General features: G+C 59.4%; 15 protein-coding genes and 4 pseudogenes. 4 read left to right on the plus strand and 15 right to left on the minus strand.

What is annotated here, in order from left to right; all coding sequences use genetic code 11:
* Window positions 1-108: 108 nt before the first annotated feature.
* Window positions 109-872, plus strand: a pseudogene (locus ML_RS09220) (TVP38/TMEM64 family protein).
* Between the two features lie 146 nt (window positions 873-1,018).
* On the opposite strand, the gene ML_RS09225 reads toward ML_RS09220, so the two are convergent.
* Window positions 1,019-2,143 carry an SPFH domain-containing protein gene (locus tag ML_RS09225; RefSeq protein WP_010908544.1) on the minus strand — a complete coding sequence of 375 codons (1,125 nt, stop codon included), beginning with the start codon at window positions 2,141-2,143 and terminating at the stop codon, window positions 1,019-1,021.
* A 36-nt stretch (window positions 2,144-2,179) separates the two neighbouring features.
* Window positions 2,180-2,611, minus strand: coding sequence for an NfeD family protein (locus ML_RS09230; RefSeq protein WP_010908545.1), 432 nt, complete (start codon window positions 2,609-2,611; stop codon window positions 2,180-2,182).
* A 57-nt stretch (window positions 2,612-2,668) separates the two neighbouring features.
* Here ML_RS09230 and ML_RS09235 point away from each other — a divergent pair, with 57 nt between their 5' ends.
* Window positions 2,669-3,565: a hypothetical protein gene (locus tag ML_RS09235; protein WP_010908546.1), complete on the plus strand. Its 897-nt coding sequence runs from the start codon at window positions 2,669-2,671 to the stop codon at window positions 3,563-3,565.
* 36 nt (window positions 3,566-3,601) lie between these two features.
* On the opposite strand, the gene ML_RS09240 is transcribed toward ML_RS09235, so the two are convergent.
* From ML_RS09240 to ML_RS09280, 9 genes are all read right to left on the minus strand, one after another.
* Complete coding sequence (locus ML_RS09240) at window positions 3,602-4,612, minus strand: ferrochelatase (protein WP_010908547.1); 1,011 nt, start codon at window positions 4,610-4,612, stop codon at window positions 3,602-3,604.
* 6 nt (window positions 4,613-4,618) lie between these two features.
* Window positions 4,619-5,428, minus strand: coding sequence for an NADH-dependent enoyl-ACP reductase InhA (gene inhA, locus ML_RS09245; protein ID WP_010908548.1), 810 nt, complete (start codon window positions 5,426-5,428; stop codon window positions 4,619-4,621).
* Window positions 5,429-5,457: 29 nt separating this feature from the next.
* Entirely contained in the window at window positions 5,458-6,219 is a 762-nt protein-coding gene (fabG, locus tag ML_RS09250) for a beta-ketoacyl-ACP reductase (RefSeq protein WP_010908549.1), read from the minus strand.
* A gap of 72 nt (window positions 6,220-6,291) precedes the next feature.
* The gene (locus ML_RS09255) at window positions 6,292-7,299 is read right to left on the minus strand and encodes a VWA domain-containing protein (RefSeq protein WP_010908550.1); all 1,008 of its coding nucleotides are present in this window, start codon (window positions 7,297-7,299) and stop codon (window positions 6,292-6,294) included.
* Between the two features lie 43 nt (window positions 7,300-7,342).
* Window positions 7,343-8,254, minus strand: a complete 912-nt coding sequence (locus ML_RS09260; RefSeq protein WP_049769945.1) for a DUF58 domain-containing protein — start codon at window positions 8,252-8,254, stop codon at window positions 7,343-7,345.
* A gap of 47 nt (window positions 8,255-8,301) precedes the next feature.
* Window positions 8,302-9,435 carry a chaperone MoxR1 gene (gene moxR1 / locus ML_RS09265; RefSeq protein ID WP_010908552.1) on the minus strand — a complete coding sequence of 378 codons (1,134 nt, stop codon included), beginning with the start codon at window positions 9,433-9,435 and terminating at the stop codon, window positions 8,302-8,304.
* Between the two features lie 234 nt (window positions 9,436-9,669).
* Window positions 9,670-10,395, minus strand: coding sequence for an NlpC/P60 family peptidoglycan endopeptidase RipB (ripB, locus tag ML_RS09270; RefSeq protein ID WP_010908553.1), 726 nt, complete (start codon window positions 10,393-10,395; stop codon window positions 9,670-9,672).
* A gap of 26 nt (window positions 10,396-10,421) precedes the next feature.
* The gene (gene ripA / locus ML_RS09275) at window positions 10,422-11,861 is read right to left on the minus strand and encodes an NlpC/P60 family peptidoglycan endopeptidase RipA (RefSeq protein WP_010908554.1); all 1,440 of its coding nucleotides are present in this window, start codon (window positions 11,859-11,861) and stop codon (window positions 10,422-10,424) included.
* Between the two features lie 239 nt (window positions 11,862-12,100).
* Window positions 12,101-12,673, minus strand: coding sequence for an Rv1476 family membrane protein (locus ML_RS09280; RefSeq protein ID WP_010908555.1), 573 nt, complete (start codon window positions 12,671-12,673; stop codon window positions 12,101-12,103).
* Window positions 12,674-12,958: 285 nt separating this feature from the next.
* Here ML_RS09280 and ML_RS09285 point away from each other — a divergent pair, with 285 nt between their 5' ends.
* Window positions 12,959-15,790: an aconitate hydratase gene (locus tag ML_RS09285; RefSeq protein ID WP_111481143.1), complete on the plus strand. Its 2,832-nt coding sequence runs from the start codon at window positions 12,959-12,961 to the stop codon at window positions 15,788-15,790.
* Window positions 15,790-16,367: pseudogene (locus ML_RS09290) on the plus strand (TetR/AcrR family transcriptional regulator). The gene ML_RS09285 and the pseudogene ML_RS09290 overlap by 1 nt, the downstream one beginning before the upstream one ends.
* A gap of 122 nt (window positions 16,368-16,489) precedes the next feature.
* Here the strand turns inward: ML_RS09290 and ML_RS16280 are convergent.
* The 4 genes and pseudogenes from ML_RS16280 to ML_RS09305 form a co-directional block, all read right to left on the minus strand.
* A pseudogene (locus ML_RS16280) lies at window positions 16,490-16,671 on the minus strand (helix-turn-helix domain-containing protein).
* A 107-nt stretch (window positions 16,672-16,778) separates the two neighbouring features.
* A complete protein-coding gene (locus tag ML_RS09295) occupies window positions 16,779-18,416 on the minus strand; it encodes an ABC-F family ATP-binding cassette domain-containing protein (RefSeq protein ID WP_010908557.1) in 1,638 nt (545 codons plus the stop codon).
* 39 nt (window positions 18,417-18,455) lie between these two features.
* Window positions 18,456-19,268: pseudogene (locus ML_RS09300) on the minus strand (enoyl-CoA hydratase).
* Between the two features lie 76 nt (window positions 19,269-19,344).
* Window positions 19,345-19,737, minus strand: coding sequence for a thioredoxin domain-containing protein (locus ML_RS09305; protein ID WP_010908558.1), 393 nt, complete (start codon window positions 19,735-19,737; stop codon window positions 19,345-19,347).
* Window positions 19,738-21,610: the final 1,873 nt, after the last annotated feature.

Genomic DNA, 21,610 nt, shown 5'->3' on the forward strand with positions numbered 1-21,610 from the left:
ATCGCGGCGATCGTAAAGCGCCGAAGTGAAGCGAGCCGGTCGGTCGGCGGCGAAACGCCAGCTATGAGAAACTAGATTACTTATCTGCCCCTCTTAGCCTTAGTAGACGTGACGAGGGCCGCCACCTGTAAAACAGTCAGCAAGCTGCACAATCCTGCCGCTACGCAAGGCGCGGCCAAGCGTCAGATGTCCTGGCTGCGGATCATCACGACCGTGGTTGGAATCACAGTTCTGGTTGCGCTGGCTATGTAGGTTCCGACGCACACCGCAGTGCAGTTACGCAAGTGGGCAACATCGCTGGGCTCATGACTTCCGCTAACGTTTTTGATAGCGCATACTGTCGTCACGGTGGTTCCTATCCCCCACACGACGTATCACTCTGGCTGCCGGGCTACTGTTTGGCCCGGTCGTCGGTGTGCTGATCGCAGTGCTGGCGGTCCGAGCAGCCCCGGTTGGCAGCTGCATCGCCTGATTCGGCACCAAAGCGGCCGGCATGGTAAACGAGCACTGCAGGAGCGAGGCTGGCTAACCGTACTGTCGCTGAGGTTTATATTTTTCTGTCGTGGCGTTTTCCGCGATCAACTATGCCGCCGTGTGCCGTGCGAATACCGCCCTACACGTTGCCCACGCTGGCTGGTCCTGCTGCACGGCACCGCGGCTGTAGTGACACTCGGCTACACGCTCGCCGGTCACGTGAGCTTGACACGATATATCTGGTGTCGCTGTGTACAGGCGACTTGGATATGGCGGAGCTGATCGTCGAAATCCGCCGCTATCGGCAACACCACCACCGCACATCGAACCAAAGCTGCCGCGCGGGGACCGACACGCCCCCGAACCGCAGCCATCCACTAAACCGACCGGTGCAGTGAACACTTATAGGCAGCTCCCTGATCCACTCCCCTCACAATCACCACCGCATCTACCGGCCTGGAAAATTAGGCGCTGCATAGGCTTTCGTTGCAGTCAAAACACTCATACACAAAACCTATCAAGGAAACTCGGGGCGCAAACCTATCTATTCGTCGACTGGCTGGTAAACCATCGCCTCAGCTTTGGCGACCGCTTGAGCGATCGCCGGATCGGTCTCAACGGAGAACCAGTCCGCGACTTCGGCGTCATCCTCGTCGGCAGCATGCTTGACAACCTGATCGGAAGAGTCAACGGGGGACGGCTGGAACCGAAATACCCCGTCTTCACCCGGGGCGCCCAGCAGTTTGGTGAACCCTTGCAACGCCGTGCTGAAGTCGCTGGGGACAACCCACACCTTGTTGGCGTCACCACGCGCCATCTGCGGCAGTATCTGCAGGTACTGGTAAGCCAGCATTTCCGGGGTCGGCCTGCCGGCTTTGATCGCAGCGAACGTCTTCTCGATGGCCTTGGCCTGCCCCTGCGCCTGGAGATAGGCCGCGGCACGCTTACCCTGAGCACGTAGCATCCGCGACTGCCGGTCGGCCTCGGCGGCGAGAATCACGGCCTGCTTGGCGCCCTCGGCAGCCAGGATCTGCGCCTGCTTGTTGCCTTCGGCCTGCTTGATGGCCGCTTCCCGGGTGCCTTCGGCGGTCAGGATCATCGCCCGCTTCTCCCGGTCGGCCTTCATCTGCTTTTCCATCGAGGTCTGGATCGACGGCGGTGGGTCGATGCTGCGCAGCTCCACCCGGGCCACCCGCAGTCCCCAGCGACCGGTCGCCTCGTCCAGCACACCCCGCAGCTGAGCGTTGATCTGGTCACGGGAGGTCAGAGTCTGCTCCAGCGTCATGCCACCAACGACATTGCGCAACGTAGTCGTGGTGAGCTGTTCAACGCCGACAATGTAGTTACTGATTTCATACACTGCCGCCTGCGGAACGGTGACCTGGAAGTAGACCACGGTGTCAATGTTGAGAGTCAAATTGTCCTCGGTGATCACCGGCTGCGGCGGGAAGGACACCACCCGCTCCCGCAGGTCCACTCGGGCGCGGACACGGTCAATGAAGAGCACCAATAAGGTCAGCTGCCCGCTGACGGTACGACCGTACCGACCTAGCCGTTCGACTACCGCAGCTTCGGCTTGTGGAATCAACACAATCGACTTGGCCACCACAACGATGGCGAATATCGTCAGGACGGCAAGCAACACCAGACCTGCAACCACACCTTGCACTGGGGTTCCTTTCTTCGCAGGGTTCTACCGACGCTCTTACCCGTTCCTAAATACCATCGCCGTGGCGCCGTCGATGTGCACAACGATTACCGACTCGCCGGCTTCATACACATCATCGTCGCTCAACGTGCGGGCCGTCCACACCTGGCCATCCAGCTTGACCTGGCCCTCATTGCGGGCAACGCGATCAAGCACCAGGGCGGCCTTGCCTTCTAGCGCCTTTATGCCCAGCTGTGTTCCCAGAGCGGGCGTTAGCCGCCGCACCGCAGGACGAACCAACGTCAGTAGCAGAACCGAGACGATCAGGAACACCGTCCCGTCGACCCAGATTGGCCAATCCGTCAGCCAGCCACTTACGGCCGAGGCCAGAGCACCGCCGCCGAGCATCAACAAGAACATGTCACCCGTTAGCGCCTCAGCACAGGCCAGCACCAGCGCAAAAATCAGCCAAACTAGCGCGACAGGCATGCGGCCAGAATACGCATAATCGGCCTTCTTAGGGCCGAACAACTACACTGCGAAATCATGTGGTGTCCCAGTGTTTCACTGTCCGTGTGGGCCAACGCCTGGCTCGCCGGCAAGGCTGCGCCCGACGACCTATTGGATGCGTTATCGCTCTGGACACCAATGCAATCAGTTGCCGCATATGACGCCGTCGCGGCCGGCCATACCGGACTGCCGTGGCCCGACATTCACGACGCCGGAACAGTCTCGCTGTTACAAACCCTACGTACCGCGGTCGGCAGGCCGACGAAATCTACGCCCAATGACCCACATCGGTTGCGTGGGACAATAAATGTGGTACTGCCGGTACCCGGCGACGTGCACGGGCTGGTCACGGGCACGCAATTCGAGCATGATGCCCTGGCTGCGAGCGAGGCGGTAATCATCACCAACCCGCACGATTCCAGCACCGCCGTCGGACTCGTCCCGGAGTACTCCTACAGCAATCCCGAGCAGTACACCAACAGCGAAGAGACACGTCTCTCCGAATTGTCTGCGCTATCTTGGGTGGTGTACTCACTACCTGGCGTACCCTTGTTCGACCATCACGAACTGGGTGACGCCGAATACGCACTGCGATCCGCGGTGCGCTCCGCCGCCGATGCGCTCGGCACCATTGAACTGAATTCCGCGACAGCCGACATAACCGATCCGCGGGGGCTTGTCGAACAATTGCTGGAATCCTCACGGCAACACAGAGTTCCAGACCACGCGCCATCACGTGCATTGAGGGTATTGGAGAACGCTGCGCACGTTGATGCGATAATCTCGGTAAGCACCGGCCTAACACCAATCGGAACCCACTCATTGTCCGACATCGAGATCGCTAGCAATGCGCTGCGACCGCTCACCGCGGTGGTACGTTCGGCAAGGATGGCGGCGGTCAACGCAATCCTGCACTCGGCCTGGCCCGACTGATTGTACCGCGCCATACAAATCCACGCCGGACTCTACCTACGCAACACAGTGCGGTAGATCGCACGGCACGCCATTGATGCTGGCCAGGCAACCCGGCACCGGATCGGAGCCATTCACCCGAACGGGCACGCGGTCGTGCGTGAGTTCGTCGATCAAACTTGCGGCCAGCCGGGCGAACCGCCGATCGGCGTTAGGTGTAGCGGCCCGGGCGAACGCGACGCCCGCCGCGTCTGCTTGAGATCGCAATTCGTGATCTAGATCCCACACCACCTCAATATGGTCAGCGACAAACCCGATTGGACAGACGATGACGGCTTTGGTGCCGGCGGACGCCAGCGTCATGAGTTGATCGCCAACATCGGGCGCTAACCACGGAACATACGGCGGCCCCGACCGAGACTGCCAGGTCAGGTCGTAGTCGGCGTATCCAGCACCGGCCGCGACGAGCCTTGCAGCATAACCGACTTGGCGGCTATAGAGCGCAGGACCGCAGCGTCGGTCAGTAGCCACCGGAACCGAATGCGCGGTGAACACTAGCCGCGCTTCGCTGCGCAGCGCAGCGGGCAAGCTGGCGGCAGCAGCCGTGATGGCATCGACGAACATCTCGACGAAAAGCGGATGATCGAAGTAGGGCCGCAATTTAACCAGATTGGGCGCGCCCGTACCAGCTCGCCGACGAGCACGGGCAATGGCTTCAACATATCGCGTGCAACTGGAATAGCCACTCCACGCCGACGTGATGAACACAGCAGCACAACGAATACCATCGTCTCGCATGGTCACAACGGAATCCTCTATGTAGGGTTCCCAGTTACGGTTGCCGAAATAGACGGGCAGGTCCAGTTCCACTTGCAGCTCATTGACCAGGGCGAGGTTGATCCCATTGATTGGCGACACTCCACCGAAATGCAGGTAATGCTTGGTAACTTCATCAAGGCGTTCGGGTGGCACGTTGCATCCCCGAGTGACGTTCTCCAGAAACGGCCGCACCTGCTCGGGTCCGTCCGGACCGCCGAAGGACAAAAGTAGAGCTGCATCGAAAAGCATTGCCGTTTAGAGTAGTTGGGTGCTAGCACCGCCGTCGGCATAGATGATGCTACCGGTAGTAGCCGGCAACCACTCAGACAACAGCGCGCACACCGTCTTAGCGACTGGCGTGGGATCCTTCATGTTCCAGCCGATCGGGGCACGCTGATCCCAGCCCTCCTCGAGCAGCTGCATCTGAGCACCGGCCTCCTCGCCGAACGCACCACCGACGATAGCGCTCATCGCCAGTGTCCGGATAGGACCCGCCGCAACGAGATTGGAGCGTACACCGTACTTGCCAGCCTCGCGCGCAACAAAACGATTGACCGACTCCAGCGCGCTCTTAGCCACGGTCATCCAGTTGTAAGCCGGCATGGCCCGGGTCGGATCGAAATCCATGCCCACGATGGAGCCGCCAGAGTTCATGATCAGCAGCAGCGCCTTGGCCAACGAGGCGTACGAGTACGTCGAGATGTGGATACCCTTGGAAACGTCCTCATAGGGCGCATCGAAGAACTGGTTGGTGCCCATCCCGGTCTGCGGCATGAAGCCGATCGAGTGCACCACGCCGTCGAGCTTGTTACCTTCTCCGATCTCGGCCGTCACCCGCTCGGCTAGCGTGGCCAAGTGCTCTTCGTTCTGCACGTCAAGTTCGATCAGCGGCGCCTTGTCCGGCAGCCGGTCGGCTATACGCTGAATCAGCCGCAACCGGTCGAATCCGGTCAGCACCAACTGCGCCCCCGCTTCCTGGGCTACCTTGGCGATGTGAAACGCGATCGACGAATCGGTGATGATCCCGCTGACCAGAATCCTTTTGCCTTCGAGCAGTCCTGCCATGTTCGTCCTTGTATGTGTTCGATACTTTCTCAGTGGCCCATACCCAGGCCGCCATCGACCGGGATCACCGCGCCCGAGATGTATCCGGCATCCTCGGATGCCAGGAAACTGACAGCACCGGCGATCTCCTCGACCGCGCCGATGCGGCCCAACGGAATTGCTTGCAGCGCGGCTTCCTGGTATTTCGAGTCCATGGCACGGGTCATCTCGGTGTCGATGAAGCCGGGCGCCACTACGTTGGCGGTGATCGACCGCGACCCCAGTTCGCGGGCCAACGACCGGGCCATTCCGATGAGGCCCGACTTGGATGCGGCGTAATTCGCTTGTCCGGGTACACCGCTGAGCCCGACGACCGATCCCATAAAAATGTAGCGACCGAACCGCTGCTTGATCATGTTGCGTGAAGCCAGCTTGGCGACCCGAAAAACACCGGTCAGGTTGACGTCGATGACTTTCTGGAATTGCTCCTCACTCATCCGCATGATCAGCATGTCGGACGTGATACCAGCGTTGGCCACCAACACCTCCACCGGCCCCTGGTGCTCTTCGACTGCTTTGAAGGCAGCACCGATGGCATCGTTGTCGGTGACGTCGCACTCGACGCCGAAAAACCAGTCAGGGACGACGGACGCCCGGTGGGTCACCGCCACCCGATGCCCATCAGCGACCAGGCGGCGCGCCACCGCCAACCCGATCCCCCGGTTTCCGCCAGTGACCAGTATTGAACGAGACACGAATGCGGGTTTACCCCTCCCAGGGGCTGCTGAGACCTTGGCAGCGGCGTCAGTCACCCCGCCAACCTATCGCCTCACCGCGGCCGACCCAACACCGGCCGGTCTGACTCTGACGCAACTGTAACAAAACTAGGTCGGCAGCCGGCGGTTGATCAGCAGCGCCGTCAGCGCAGCCAGCGCAAGCACCAGCACACCCAGCCGCAGCCAGCCAGCGCTGGCGTCACCCTTGATGGTCTCGTAGCCGATCTGCTGCTGCAGTGACGCATAAACGGCTTTTAGTTCCGCTAAGGTCGCCGCATTGTACGAGTTACCACCGGAGAGCTGGGCGACCTTCTTCATCGTCTCGTCGTCGACGGGCACCGGCTGACGCTGACCGTTGATCTCAACGAAGCCGTACACGGTGCCAAACGAGATCGTTGAGATCGGCACGCCCTGGTCCTTGGCGGTGCGCGCAGCAGTATAAGCGCCCTTGGGGTTGTCCGGGTTGGTCGGCATCGTCTCCTTGCCGTCAGAGAACAACACGATACGCGCCGGTGGTGGCATTTCACCGCCGCCTATCACCGCACCTACGGTGGCGATGGCCTGCAGCGCGGTAAAGATGGCCTCTCCAGTGGCGGTACGGTCGGCAAACTGCAATTTGTCGAGCGCGTTCTTGGTGGCGTACCGATTGGTGGTTGGTGACACCAGCACCGTTGCCGTGCCCGCGTAGGCGATCAGGCCAAGGTTGATGCCTGGAGTCAGCTCGCCGGCAAACTGTTTTGCAGCCTCTTGCGCCGCAGCCATCCGATTGGGTTCGACATCGGTAGCACGCATCGACTGCGATACGTCGATAACCAGCATGACCACCGCGCGGTTACGCGGAATCCGAACGTCGTTCGTCGGCCCCGCCATCGCAATGGTGAACAGCAACAACGCCAACATCAGCAGAATCGCGGGCACGTGGCGCCATTGAACAGGTCGGTTGGGAGCTACGCTTTCCAGCAACTCCATGTTGGCAAACCGCAGCATGCGTCGCTGGCGCGCCACCTGCATCATGACGTAGAACGCGGCTAGCCCAAAAACGATAAAGATGAACAGAAAAAACCACGAGTGTTCGAAACCGGACAGCGACATCGGCCCCAGCAACGGCAGCGTCATAGCCGACCCGCCTTAAAAGGTGCGAGCGTGTGTGCCACATCAGTCACTGGCGTCCCGCCAATGCCCCACGCCGACGAGATTCGACGAAACGGACTATGTCAGCGATCCAGTCCCGGTCGGTGCGCAGCGACATCAGCGGTGCCCCACAATTGCGCAGGCTGCGGGAGACATCGGCGCAGTGGGCGGCAGCGGCCCTCGCAAAATCGTCACGCAACGCTGCATCGATGGTGAACTCTCGGGTGACACCGGTTTCGGCGTCCTGCAAGACAACCTCGCCAATGTCGGGCAGTGCTACATCGCGGGGGTCGAGCACCTCGATACCGAGTACCTCATGCCGGGCTGCAATCGCGCGCAGCGGGCGCATCCAGTTAATCGGGCCCAGGAAATCGCTTATGATGACGGCCATTCCGCGGCGGCGTTCCGGCCGGCGTAGTGCGTCGATGGCAACCGTCAAGTCGCCACGTACCCCGACCGGCGCTTTAGGCGTGGTAGCGATGGTGCGCAACAGTGTCTGCTCATGTTGGCGTCCGGAACGTGCCGGTACCCGGGTCATTCTCGCGCCATTGCAGATCAGCGCTCCGAGCCGGTTTCCGCCACCACTGTTGAGGAAGGTGATCGCAGCAGCCGCCGCCACAGCCAAGTCACGTTTCTCGCAGATGGTGGTGCCGAAGTCCAGGCTAGCCGACATGTCGATCACCATCCAGGTCTCCAGTTCACGGTCAGCGATCATCTGCCGAACATGCGGGTGAGTCGTGCGTGCGGTGACCGCCCAATCCATCCGGCGGACGTCGTCGCCAGGCTGATACACGCGCGACTCTCCCGGCTCTGATCCCGGGCCCGAGATCAGGCCGAGGTGGTCACCATGCAGGACTCCGTCGAGTTTGCGTTTGACTGTGAGCTCGAGTGTCCGCAACGCCGCCGACAGCTTCGGGTCGTCGATCTGCCCGCGCTGCATCGAAGGCGGGTGGAACACCCCTGGCTTCGCGGCGGGGTTTGGATCGATCACCGACCGCTGGCCGCGGCCGCGGCCTGCGTCACCGAAGGTACTGAATGGCCTTGTTGCGGAAAAGAATTCACCTGTGGCAGGGCAACTGTCTGCAGAACACGGTTGATGACAATTTCCGGGGAGATTTCGTCGGCAAGCGCGTTGTAGGTTAGCACCAATCGGTGCCGTAGTACGTCGGGAATAACCTCGATGACGTCCTGCGGGATCACGTAGTCACGTCCCCTCACCAAAGCCAGCGACCGAGATGCCTTAATGATACCCAATGAAGCACGCGGGGAGGCGCCGAACGAGATCCACGTCTTAACATCGTTCATGCCCAGTTGCTCGGGGTGGCGGGTGGCGGTGACTACGCGCACCACATAGTCAACCAGCGCATGGTGAACGAAGTTGTTGGCCGAAATCTCCTGCAGCCGCAGCAGATCGCCGGCATTCAAGATCTGTTTGGGCACTGGTGGGGTGACACCCATCCGGTAGATGATCTCCCGCTCCTCCTCGGGTGAAGGGTAGCCGACGTTGATCTTGAACAGGAAACGGTCGCGCTGCGCCTCGGGCAACAGATAAACACCCTCGTGCTCGATCGGGTTTTGCGTCGCCATCACCAGGAACGGGTTGGGCAATGGGAACGTCTTGCCCCCTATGGACACATGGCGTTCCTGCATAACCTCCAGCAGCGCCGACTGCACCTTAGCCGGGGCCCGGTTAATCTCATCGGCCAGCAGGAAATTGACCACCACCGGGCCAAGCTCAGTGTCGAATTCTTCCTTGCCTTGCCGATAGATACGGGTACCGATGATATCGGTGGGAACCAGGTCGGGGGTGAACTGGATGCGCGCGAAGGTCCCACCGACCACCCGCGCGAAGGTCTCCACTGCCAGCGTCTTGGCCACACCGGGAACACCCTCAAGCAGGACGTGTCCTTTGGACAGCAGACCGACTAGCATCCGCTCAACGAGTTGATCCTGGCCGACTATGACCCGCTTAACCTCGAAGATCGCACGCTCCAAGGTGTGCACCTCGGCAACCAACCCGTCAGCGCCACCCGGAGGCGCCTCATGAGCCCTCGGGCCTGATTGCCCACCCGGGCCCGAACAACCGTCGGCGCCCACGGGCAACCCTCCTGCTGATGTCATCACGCTCCTTTCTCGGCTCAACCAACAAAGCCCAATCGGACACGACCCAATATCACGACATGTCCGCGTTCAACTATTCCAGGCCTCGTGGATTCCGTCGACGCCGCGGTTCCGTCGATCAATCCCCCAGTTCTTGAGCGGGCCGGAACGGCCCTAGGTGGAGAAACCCCAGCCGGAACAGCAGCTAGGTGCAAACCGTGCCGGCCCGGACCACCAGCTTGACAACGCACCGAATCAAGACTCGATGATCCGAGTCACAAACGGCGTCATACCAGCCTTACGCACCGAGCTGACGGTGACTTTGCCGACGCTGCTAGATGCTTCCAACATCTGACCGTTGCCCAGATACATGGTGACATGCTGACCTCCACCCGGGCCGTAAAAAATCAGGTCACCGCGCTTGGCCTGGTCGGGAGTAAGGTGGCGACCGGCATTGTATTGATCACCGGAAAACCGCGGGATCAGCACGCCAACGCCAGCGAACGCATATCGCATCAGACCCGAGCAGTCGAAACCGGTAATGTTGGCACCATCGCCGACCCCCTTGCTGGGACCCTGCAGCGAGCCGCCACCCCACGAATACGGCACCCCGATCTGTGCCCCACCCCGCTTGATCACGTACTCGATGGCCTGACCACCGTAGACCCGCGGAATCCGGCCTCCCGGGTTGCTGGATGTGGTCGCGGCGTTGGAAGGATCGCCACCGAAATTGATCCCTAGCCTACCCAGAAATTGCTTACCCAGATCGAGCGTGGTCTGGGTTGCTTGAGCGGTGACCTGCAGCGAAGCGTTGGCAACAGCGAGCGGATCTCCCGGGGCCCCCGCACTCACCGCTGCTGGCAATGTCGGATCCCACTGGCCAGGGTCTGCCGTAGCAGGTATCGTGACAACGATAATCAACCCGGCCACCATCGCGGTGAGCCCGGCTAGATTGATCAGGCGAAAATTCTTGTGGCGCATAGCTCCTCGTTGATATTCAGCCTCGTTTAGTATTCGATGTAGCGGACCACATACGGAGTCATGCCACTGGTGCGCACAGGTGCAACACGCACCCTCAAGCCGATGTCCGGAGCCTCGAGCATCTGGCCATGGCCGAGGTAGATCGTCACGTGCTGGCTGCCGCCCGGGCCGTAGAAGATGACGTCGCCGCGGCGCATCTGAGCAGACGGGATCTTGCGGCCCAGGTTGTACTGCGAGCCCGAGTAGTGCGGCAGCCTGATGCCCACCCCGGCGAAAGAATACAAAACTAGCCCCGAACAGTCGAAGCCGGTAATCCCAGCACCCGAGTCTATTCCCCTACTCGGGCCAGCTGCGTTGCCACCACCCCAGGAGTAGGGCACGCCGATCTGCGATATCCCGCGACGGATCACGTATTCGGAGGCCTGCCGCCCGTAAACCCGCGGAATACGTCCCTGCGTCGAACCAATCGGGGCGTTAGTGATACCAGTGTCGTTCGGTTTCAAGATGCCCAGTTGCTGCAAGAAGTTGCGCCCCATGCTGGCGGTGACCTGCGTCGAAGTCGCCGCGTACCCCAACACCTGGTTGATCACTGCGATCGGGTCTCCCGGGACGTTGGCGCTGGGTACCTGCGGCAGCGTGGGATCCCAGCCGTCCCATTTGCGGCCCCCGGCCGGGCCAGCTGAAGCTGGCGAACCAGGTTCCCACCGGTCACCGAACGGTGGCGTGCCATGCCCTCCCATCCCTGGCACCCACGTTGCTGCCGCTATTTGGGCCACTTCGAGCCTGGCCTGAGCCTCGTCACGCTCAGCAGCCAGGCGATTAACTTCGTCCCGCTGCTCATCAAATTTGCGCTTGGACGCGGTGAGTGCCGCCACCGCGGCATCCATGCTGGCCTTTGCATCGTCAGCGGCCTTATCGGCCTTTTGCTTGGCCAGCCGCGCAGCCGACTCCTTGTTCACCTGCTCAGTCCGGGCCCGCTGCAGATTGGCCATCACCGCCTGGGAACTGGCAGTGAGCGTCCTGGCGGCGGTCGCGGTGGCAATAATGTCATCCGGGCTGGTCGCAGTCAGGTAACTGCCCGACGGGCCATTCATATATGTGGCTGCTGCGAAGCTATCAAACCGATGCTGAGCAGCATTGATGGCCGTATTCGCGTCCTTGACCGACTGTTGGCTAACCTCGCAATCGTGTTCGGCCGCTACCGCGTTGTCCCGGGCCATCTCCACACTAACCATCGCCTTGTTGACACTTTGCTCTTCGGTCTCGATGGCCGCGCCGAGATCTTCTAGGCGCTGGTTGACCTTGGCGACGTCGGCAATCAAGGTGCCTAAGTTGTCTCCATCTGGATCAGCGGTCGCCAGCACCGGGAGGGATACCAGTAGGGCCGCACTCACGAGTGACGGAATGGCCGGCCGCACAAACCGTGCGGTCGGTCGCGAAACAGAGCCACGGCGGGGCCGTTTCATTCGACTGGAATCTCCTATGGCTCAACACGGACGGACGGCGCCAACCACGACTTTCGCGAAACGCCGATGACAACATGAGCATTATTCGCACCGTACGTCACATCTGACACTGAGGAAACGCAAGTCACAAACTGCACTCTGTACGTGCGATTACTGTGACCGAACAGTGACCTACTGGGTTTGCCGTAAAGTGGGCCGCAGCCAGGGTTACAACACTGAAAGAACCGGACTTAGCCTGACTAATCAGCCCGATTAACGTCTTCTGCCAGGATGCCGGCGGCATCTAATGATGTTGCTAATCGCTTGCTGCGCAGCTGCATAAACCGAGTGCCGATGGCTGCCACCAGCACCCCGATCAACAATACAATGGTCAACACGGTCCAAGGAAACTCGGGGACATTTAGTTCACCCAGGAAATTCTGCGCGGACTGCACGGGGTTGCCGGTCTTGGAGATATCTTCCCCCGCCTCCAAAGTGACACGCGGGTAATGCGTGCTGTAGCTGCCGACGTAGTTAGGGCTAAGCGTGAGAACCGTGACATCTGGGTAATCGGCGCCAACCACGGTGGCGATATCGCGCAAGGGCGTGTCGTTCGGGAGGTTGTGGTCTAGCAACACGATCTTGAGGTTGATACCCTCGGCCTGCGCATGGCTCACTACCTCGAGTAACCCCGGCATGGCAGCCGGTGACGCACTGACCCCGGCCGCGGCGACTTCAGACTTAACCACGGTCATATCGACATCTTGCGGAATATAGATCGGTAGCATGGGAATCGTCTGAGGTTGCTGAACGACAACATCTTGACCGGTCATCGATGTCTCCCTCCCGCCGTTTCCTATCCCAGTGCTTATAAGCACCGTACGCGACACTCGACGTCGAGATTGCCGTGAGGGTTGCAATTTGTGGTCGCAACAACGCGAGTGGCGGCAATTTCGCTGGAACATGAAGAGGAAATGAGGTTCAAACACACGCCTAACTCGACAAGACCGACACAGGTACATGCCCAATGCAATGCAGGACAAGCGTACTGTTAACGTGGCAGGGCGCCGTCGACACGGCCCGTCAACGGGTGAATGTAATCCCAGGGAGTTGATGTGATAAGTAGCAAAGATTCGGTGAACTCGTTTTCAGCCCGCGACACCCTGAAAATCGGCGACAACAGTTACCAAATCTATCGTCTGGACGCCGTCTCCAATACCAAGAGACTTCCATACAGTCTCAAAGTACTCGCCGAAAACCTACTACGCAACGAAGACGGCAAGAATATCACCAAAGATCACATCGAAGCGATAGCAAACTGGGATAGGCAGGCGGAACCCAGCATCGAAATCCAGTACACGCCGGCCCGTATCGTCATGCAGGACTTCACAGGCGTGCCGTGTATCGTCGACTTGGCCACCATGCGGGAGGCCATCGGGGATCTCGGCGGCAACCCGGAAAAAGTCAACCCACTGGCGCGGGTTGACTTGGTGATTGACCACTCAGTGATCGCCGATCTGTTTGGCCGCGCCGACGCGTTCGAGCGCAATGTTGAAATCGAGTACCAGCGCAACGGCGAGCGTTATCAGTTCCTGCGCTGGGGACAAGGAGCGTTCAACGACTTCAAGGTGGTACCACCGGGCACCGGCATTGTGCACCAGGTAAACATCGAATATCTGGCTAGTGTCGTGATGACTCAGGAGAATACCCAAGGAACAGTAGTGGCATACCCCGACACCTGCGTAGGCACCGACTCGCACACCACGATGGTCAACGGGCTCGGCGTCCTAGGCTGGGGCGTAGGTGGCATCGAAGCTGAGGCCGCCATGTTGGGCCAGCCGGTGTCGATGCTGATCCCGTGGGTGGTCGGCTTCAAGCTGAGTGGTGAGATTCAGCCAGGTGTTACAGCCACCGACGTCGTACTGACTGTCACCGAAATGTTGCGCAGGCACGGTGTTGTTGGCAAGTTCGTCGAGTTCTACGGCGAGGGCGTGGCCGAGGTACCGCTGGCCAATCGCGCCACTCTGGGCAATATGAGCCCTGAATTCGGTTCCACTGCAGCAATTTTTCCGATCGACGAAGAGACGATTAACTACCTGCGGTTCACCGGGCGCACGCCTGAGCAAGTTGCCCTGGTCGAGGGTTACGCCAAAGAGCAAGGCATGTGGCACGACCCCAAGAATGAGCCGACGTTCTCCGAATACCTCGAACTAAACCTCTCCGATGTGGTACCGTCGATCTCCGGACCGAAACGTCCGCAGGACCGAATCTGCTTGGCGCAAGCCAAGTCCACGTTCCGCGCGCAAATTCCTAAGTATGTTGACGGCAGTTCGCTCCACAACCAACATTCGAAGTTGGACGAGGTAGTCGAGGAGACATGCCCAGCCAGCGACCCGGGGAAGCTGTCGTTCACCAACAACGATGAGGTGGTAATGCAATCTGCGGCCGCGCATGCGAACGGCCGAGTAAGCAACCCGGTGCGCATCAAGACGCAAGAACTCGGTGAGTTCGTGCTCGACCACGGCGCGGTGGTGATCGCCGCGATCACATCTTGCACCAACACCTCCAATCCTGAGGTTATGTTGTGTGCGGCGCTGCTGGCCCGCAACGCCGTCGAAAAGGGACTGGCCTCCAAACCATGGGTGAAAACCACGATGGCGCCGGGCTCGCAGGTGGTCAACGACTACTACGACCGGTCCGGTCTGTGGCCGTATTTGGAAAAGCTCGGCTTCTATCTGGTCGGCTACGGCTGCACCACGTGTATTGGCAACTCTGGCCCACTTCCCGAGGAGATTTCGAAAGCGATCAACTACAACAACCTTTCGGTGACCGCTGTGTTGTCGGGCAACCGAAACTTCGAGGGTCGCATCAACCCCGATGTGAAGATGAACTACTTGGCCTCGCCACCACTAGTGATCGCCTACGCACTAGCCGGGACAATGGACTTCGACTTCGAGAGCCAGCCGTTGGACACAGATAAAAACGGCAAGGCCGTCTACTTGAAAGACATCTGGCCCTCGCAAAAAGACGTCACCGACACCATCGCCTCGGCAATCAATCAAGAGATGTTCACCAAGAACTATGCCGACGTTTTCAAGGGCGATGAACGCTGGCGCAACTTGCCAACACCGAGCGGCAATACCTTTGATTGGGAACAGAATTCGACGTATGTGCGCAAACCTCCTTACTTCGAGGGAATGTCCGTAGAGCCCAAGCCAGTGCGTAACATCACCGGCGCTCGAGTGCTAGCGCTGCTGGACGACTCAGTGACCACCGACCACATCTCCCCCGCCAGCACCATCAAGCCGGGTACCCCGGCAGCACAATACCTCGACACCCATGGCGTCGACCGCAAGGACTACAATTCCTTCGGGTCACGTCGCGGCAACCACGAAGTCATGATCCGTGGCACATTTGCCAACATCAGACTGCGCAATATGCTGCTGAACGGCGTTGCGGGCGGGTACACCCGCGACTTCACCAAACCCGGTGCTCCGCAGGCGTTCATCTACGACGCGGCACAAAACTATGCGGCAGAAAACATTCCGTTGGTGGTACTCAGCGGCAAGGAATATGGGTCCGGGTCATCGCGCGACTGGGCGGCCAAGGGCACGTTGCTGTTAGGAGTGCGTGCGGTGATCGCCGAGTCGTTCGAACGCATCCACCGCTCCAACTTGATTGGTATGGGTGTGATCCCGCTACAATTCCCGCAGGGCGAGTCGGCTTCGTCGCTCGGACTGGACGGTACCGAAGTGTTCGAGATCAACGGTATCGATGTGTTCAATAATGGCAAGACACCAAAAACTGTGCATGTCAAAGCCAGCAAGGCTAGCGGAACCACAGTGACGTTCGATGCGTTGGTGCGCATAGACACCCCCGGTGAGGCCGACTACTACCGCAACGGCGGAATTCTGCATTACGTGTTGCGCAACATACTGAAGTCAAACTAATCCAGTACCCGTGCCCAAGACTCAGTGAAGACCATCTGGCGACTCGGCGCCATCGAATCCTCGATGGCGCCGAGTCGCTGCTTTGCCGAATATGGCTATGACAAGACCACCGTAAGTCAGATGGAACAAGCGATCGGAACATCACACGGCGCGATCTTCCACCATTTCCGGAACAACAGACACATTGTTTTTCGCCTTGGCCCACGAATATGCCCAGCAGATGGCCTATATCGCGGCGCGCTCAGATCTGATTCAGATTACGCGCGACATATTCGCTACGCCCGACCAGTTCGACTGGCTTGTCACCAGATTGGAAATCGCTCGAAAGCCTCGAACCGATCCAGCATTCAGCCGCGAATGGACAGAACACCCCGCGGAGTTGGCCGCGGCAACAACGGATCGGCTACATCGACAAAAACAGGCCGGCAGGGTGCGTGACAATGTTTCGAGCAACGTACTGCAATGCTAACTAGGCCTGGTTCTGGATGGATTGGTAGCCCGACTGGCGTCCGGCGAAGATCAGCAGCGGCTCAGCGCGATCCTTAAATTAGTAGAGAACTCGTTGCGCCGCAGGTAGATTCTGCCGGTGGTGAAACCGCTAGCTGGGGAACACCGCCCACTTGCGTGGGAAACGGCACTGCGATCAAAGGGACAAGATCTCGCAGTAACGCTACACTCGCGGCTGACCCACCAACATGACTAACTTGGCCGAGCGCGGTGGTTGGGACTGCTACAACTGAGCAGTGTGGTGCCCGACTCGCGCAGCATGCTGTGAATGGATCCGTGTGACTTGCCGGTGGTGCGGCCACCAGGCTGCGGATGCTGGCCCCGTCCTCATAGGCATGCCGCACCCCATCGCACGCCTTCTTCGAGTTCCTCATCGCGCCTCCACGCATCGACAGACCCTAAGCTCATAACGTTATAGAACCCGTCGTCCGCTGCGAAGCCACTTTGGCCGAAACGTCCTGCACGGTCCGGCTTCGATTGGTCAGGCCAACTCAATGAGATCCCGATATTCGTCGGACCAATAGTCCTCAGTGCCGTCAGGCAACAACACGACGCGTTGCGGATCCAGCGCTTTTGCCGCTCCGGGATCGTGCGTCACCAATACCACTGCACCCTGATAATTACGCAACGCGTCGAGCACCTGCTTGCGCGACGCGGGATCGAGATTGTTGGTCGGTTCATCGAGTAGTAGCACGTTAGCCGTGGACGCTACCAGGCCTGCGAGTGCGAGTCGGGTCTTCTCACCACCGGAAAGGGTGCCAGCCAGTTGGTCGAGCTGTGGGCCGCTGAACATGAACGCGCCGAGCAGTCCGCGTAAATCCTGTTCACCGAACTCGGGTGCGGTGTGCCGAATGTTCTGCCAGACGGTGTCTTCGTTATCGAGCGTGTCGTGTTCCTGGGCGAAATAGCCGATCCGCAAACCGTGTCCAGGTTCCAGCCTGCCGACGTCGGGCTTCTCAGCTCCGGCCAGCACTCGCAACAGCGTGGTCTTGCCGGCGCCGTTGAGGCCCAGTACGACCACTCGCGAGCCACGGTCAATAGCCAGATTCACACCAGTGAACACTTCAAGGGACCCGTACGTCTTGCTGAGTCCCTTGGCCACCAGCGGCGTGCGCCCGCACGCCGCTGGTGTAGGAAACTTGATCTGGGCCACTTTTTCGATGACCCGTTCCTCGTCAAGTGCTGCCATCATCCGATCGGCTCGACGCAACATATTTTGAGCCGCAACCGCTTTGGTTGCCTTAGCACCCATCTTGGCAGCTTGTGTTCGCAACGCAGTGGCCTTGCGTTCAGCGTTGACGCGTTCTCGGCGGCGGCGCTGCTCGTCGGTGGCCCGGGAGTCGAGGTACTTGTACCAGCCCATGTTGTAGACATCGACCTTGCCGAGCACGGCATCCAGGAACCACACCCGGTTGACGACAGCGGCGATCAACTCGACGTTATGGCTGATCACTACCAGTCCACCAGTGTGCGACCGCAAGAAATCCCGCAGCCACCCAAGCGAATCGGCATCGAGGTGGTTGGTCGGCTCATCGAGCAACAGCGTGGTTCCCGAACCGGAAGCACCAGTTCCTGCTCTGGATGCCGCGAACAGAATACGCGCCAGCTCTACCCTACGGCGCTGACCTCCCGACAAGGTGCACAACTGCTGGACCAGCACCCTTTCAGGCAGACCTAGACTCGCGCATATCCTGCCAGCTTCGCTTTCGGCGCTGTAACCCCCCAACGCAAGGAATCGCTCCTCGAGCTGGCCGTAGCGACGGATCGCACGGTCACGCGCATCGTCGTCGGCTACCTCAGCCATCAAAGCCTGCTGCTTCTCTAGATCGGTTAGCAGCACGTCCAACCCGCGGGCGGACAGCACCCGGTCTCGGGCTAACACGTCAAGATTGCCCACTTTGGGATCTTGTGGCAGGTAACCAATCTCGCCGGTCCAGGTGACTGACCCGGCATAGGGTTCAGTTGCCCCTGCCAAAATGCGCAAGGTGGTGGTCTTGCCTGCGCCGTTGCGTCCAACCAGCCCAATGCGGTCGCCGGGCTGTACGCGCAGGTCCGGACCGTCGGATGAGAGCAAGATGCGCGCACCAGCGCGGACCTCAAGGTCCGTGGCCGTGATCACATTCGCTCCCCTTTTTGTTGTTTATCATCGTCACTTGTCTTAGGTAAACACTGCCGGTCGCTTCTCTGCACACGCGGCAAACGCTTCTTCAACGTTGACGGTGAGTAGCCGAACGAAAAGCTGTCCCAGACCCTCAGCCCTTGCATGTAGCTTTCTAGGGTAGCCGTACTGTCCACTACAGAGCGTGCGGTTGGTCAACTCGATTCCTAGCCGGAAGAACGCCACGATCCACGCAGCAATCGCTTAACAGGCGTTTAACCGCTGCTCGTCCAACACCTGGCAGGACACCAGGCCGATCCGTTCGACCTTCCTCGGCGGCAATACTGCGACCGGCCAGCATGATCTCGACCGCACGCGAAGATCCAATGTCACGGGACAATGAATAAAATTCAGCCTTAGTTCGCTGGCAGTTAGCCGGTTGTTAATGCCCGCGACCCAGAAGTAGGAAGTGGTAGATACCACTCGGATAGCGGCCGCCAGTGCCAAGCATAGCCCACAACCGATGGCTGGACCATTGACCGCGGCAATCACCGGTTGATGCAACCGACACAGCATCAAGATAACGTCGTCGAGAAGATCTATGCTCTATGGAGCGCAGCGCATATGTCGGCTGGGGCAAATCCGTCAACGTGCGGCACCGCTCCCGCGGACTTGTGATCGGCACCCGACGAACAACTTCTGCCTAACCCCAGTCAGCACGACTACTCGCACCGAATTGTCGTAAGTGACTTTCTCGAGCTCGCTCTTGAACGGCACCACGACATCAAACGCAATGGAGCTCATCCGCTTCAACCAGTTGGGGGTTATTAACGCGACACCAGGTCGCAGGTAATCAACAAGTACAAAAGGCACCGTTGAAAATTAACGCGCAAAGCGCCTCCCACTGTACACGGTCGATCCGTGCCAACGCCGCCCACGCACATTCTGATTAGACCTGTTCGTCTGGCACGACCCCATCGTCGGAGACGTCGAAGGCCTTGATTTGTTGCACCAAATACCCCGGCACCGCCGGCGTCAGATCCCCAGCCTGACTCAACAGCGGCTTGCCCTTCTTGAAGGCCACCAACGTGGGGATGGACCTGATCTGAGCTGCTAATGCCAGTTGCCTTTCGGCTTTGGTGTCTACGTTTAAGTGCACGACATCAGAGTGCTTATTCGACGACGCGTGAAACGTCGGCACAAACAATCGATCTGGTCCGCACCAGGACGCCCAAAAGGCGACAAGCACCATGTTGTTGACGTTGATGGTTTCGTTTAACTGTTCAGCAATAAGGTCACGTCTAGTCCAACGTCGCACACCGACGCCATGTTCCCGGACCATTCACCGGCCTCAGCACACTGGTGGACGCCGCGGCCCGCCACGACCGGTTGATGGGCAAACACATGCCGCTGAGCACTGTCGATCCTTCGTGGCCGGCCGTACTCAGCGGCAACCGGCAACTGCCCGAACAAGTCCCACAACACCAAACGGGAATAAAGGCGGTAGCGATCGCAAAATTGACGGTCACGACACGACGAGCGCGTCGCACTAACCCGATAGCCGAGATCATGCGCGATGATTCATAACGGACGATGACACCGTCGGCGGTTTTGAAACGCGCGGTCGGCCCTGGCGCCAATCGCAACGTACAGGTAAGCCGCAGCTATAGTGGAAGCGTCGTTGACACCAGGGCCGACGACGAGCACCCGGTGACCTGCGACAGCTTTTGGGTAGCGAAACCGCCGGTCCGTCGGAGCACAGTACTACGGCCTGCGAACGCTCGAATCCGACTGTCCAGCCGAGCAATTAGCAGGCTACCGAAAGCGTTACGGGAGATTTGCCGCGCAGCTGGCTGAAGTCGGAGTCATCGCATCCGGCACCGTCATCCAGCTCAAATACCCACTGCAGCACGCCCAACTGCCGTTGACACGGCAACTCACCCTAACTCCACGTCCCCTACTACCAATGGAGAACCATGGTAGCCGGCACGGCCGTCACACGACGGATCACGTAGCGCAATAACGCACTTTACACAGAATGGACCCTGAACAGCCGGCGGGGCTTTCAACTTACACCACACAAATGGGTGCAATCAACGTTGTGTAGTTAGAATCTACCTCCTATCCGACAGACCGGACAGCGCAACCTCGGGTCAAGAATCAAGCTTTAGAGCGTGACCGACAAGTTAGGATGACGCCATCATGATCATGATGGCCAAGAAGACGTTGGCTCAACTCTTAGACCCAATGCTAGCGCTATAGTGATGTGACCGGCCAGAGCGACCGACTCACCCGCACCCCGGCTTACAGCTCCTAGCTGCTCAGGCAAGTCTGGTAAGACCAGACAACATCGCCACAGATGCATCTAAGTCATCTTGGCCGTTTTCATCACCGAAACGAACCTGACCAGAATCGCCGTCGTCGTGCTGCTGATGACGGTGAGCGTTCCCAGAGCGAGCGTGTTTAGTTTAACGAAGCGCCGTTGTGGATAACGGTTGTCGCCGTCCCCGCCTACAGTGTCCCGGCAATCGCTCTAAGCACCCATGTTGATTACCCGGCAAAATACGCTCACGCTGCGCTGAACGATCGAGAATAGCAAACTGCGCCCCCGCAAGCCAAAAGCAACATCTTCCTGGCTTCATCGTGCATGGCGATCGCCTACCTGACTCTGTGTGGATAGAAGACGAAAAAACAAATGCTACTCTACGTACGAGCCAACCATATGTTCATTCCGCGGTGTCTCTTTTCGGTGAGCGCCTCCGGTATCTTGGGCACCAGCAATTGCTTTCTGAATCACTGAATTAGCTCTGCGCCCAGTGACTACCCAAGCACTAAAGGCAAGAGACCCCCACGGCAGATAGCCGCTGGCATCATGGTCCGGACCATCATGGTGTGGCTAGTCGGTTCCGGCGTTCCTGCCGTCAGCATCGCCCTGACGATGATCGCCCAGACATTTATGCACAATCTCATCACAACCCAGTTCGGGTTCAGAGTGCTGCTCGTGTCAGCGACAACACTGGTCTTCGGGTTCATCCGAAGTCTGATGTAGACCCTAGCCTGGTAGACAGTGACACCGCTGTGGGTGTGGTGTGCACGGCGCTTAAGCGCGTGTAGGAGTACTACTTGGAGCGATAGCACCGGGACCCGAACTTGGTGAACTGCAGCGTGATTTCAACACGATGGTCGACGGCCTGTGTGAGCGCGAACAGGTGCAT

This window comes from Mycobacterium leprae TN, from assembly GCF_000195855.1.
In the GTDB taxonomy this organism is placed as follows: Bacteria; Actinomycetota; Actinomycetes; order Mycobacteriales; family Mycobacteriaceae; genus Mycobacterium; species Mycobacterium leprae.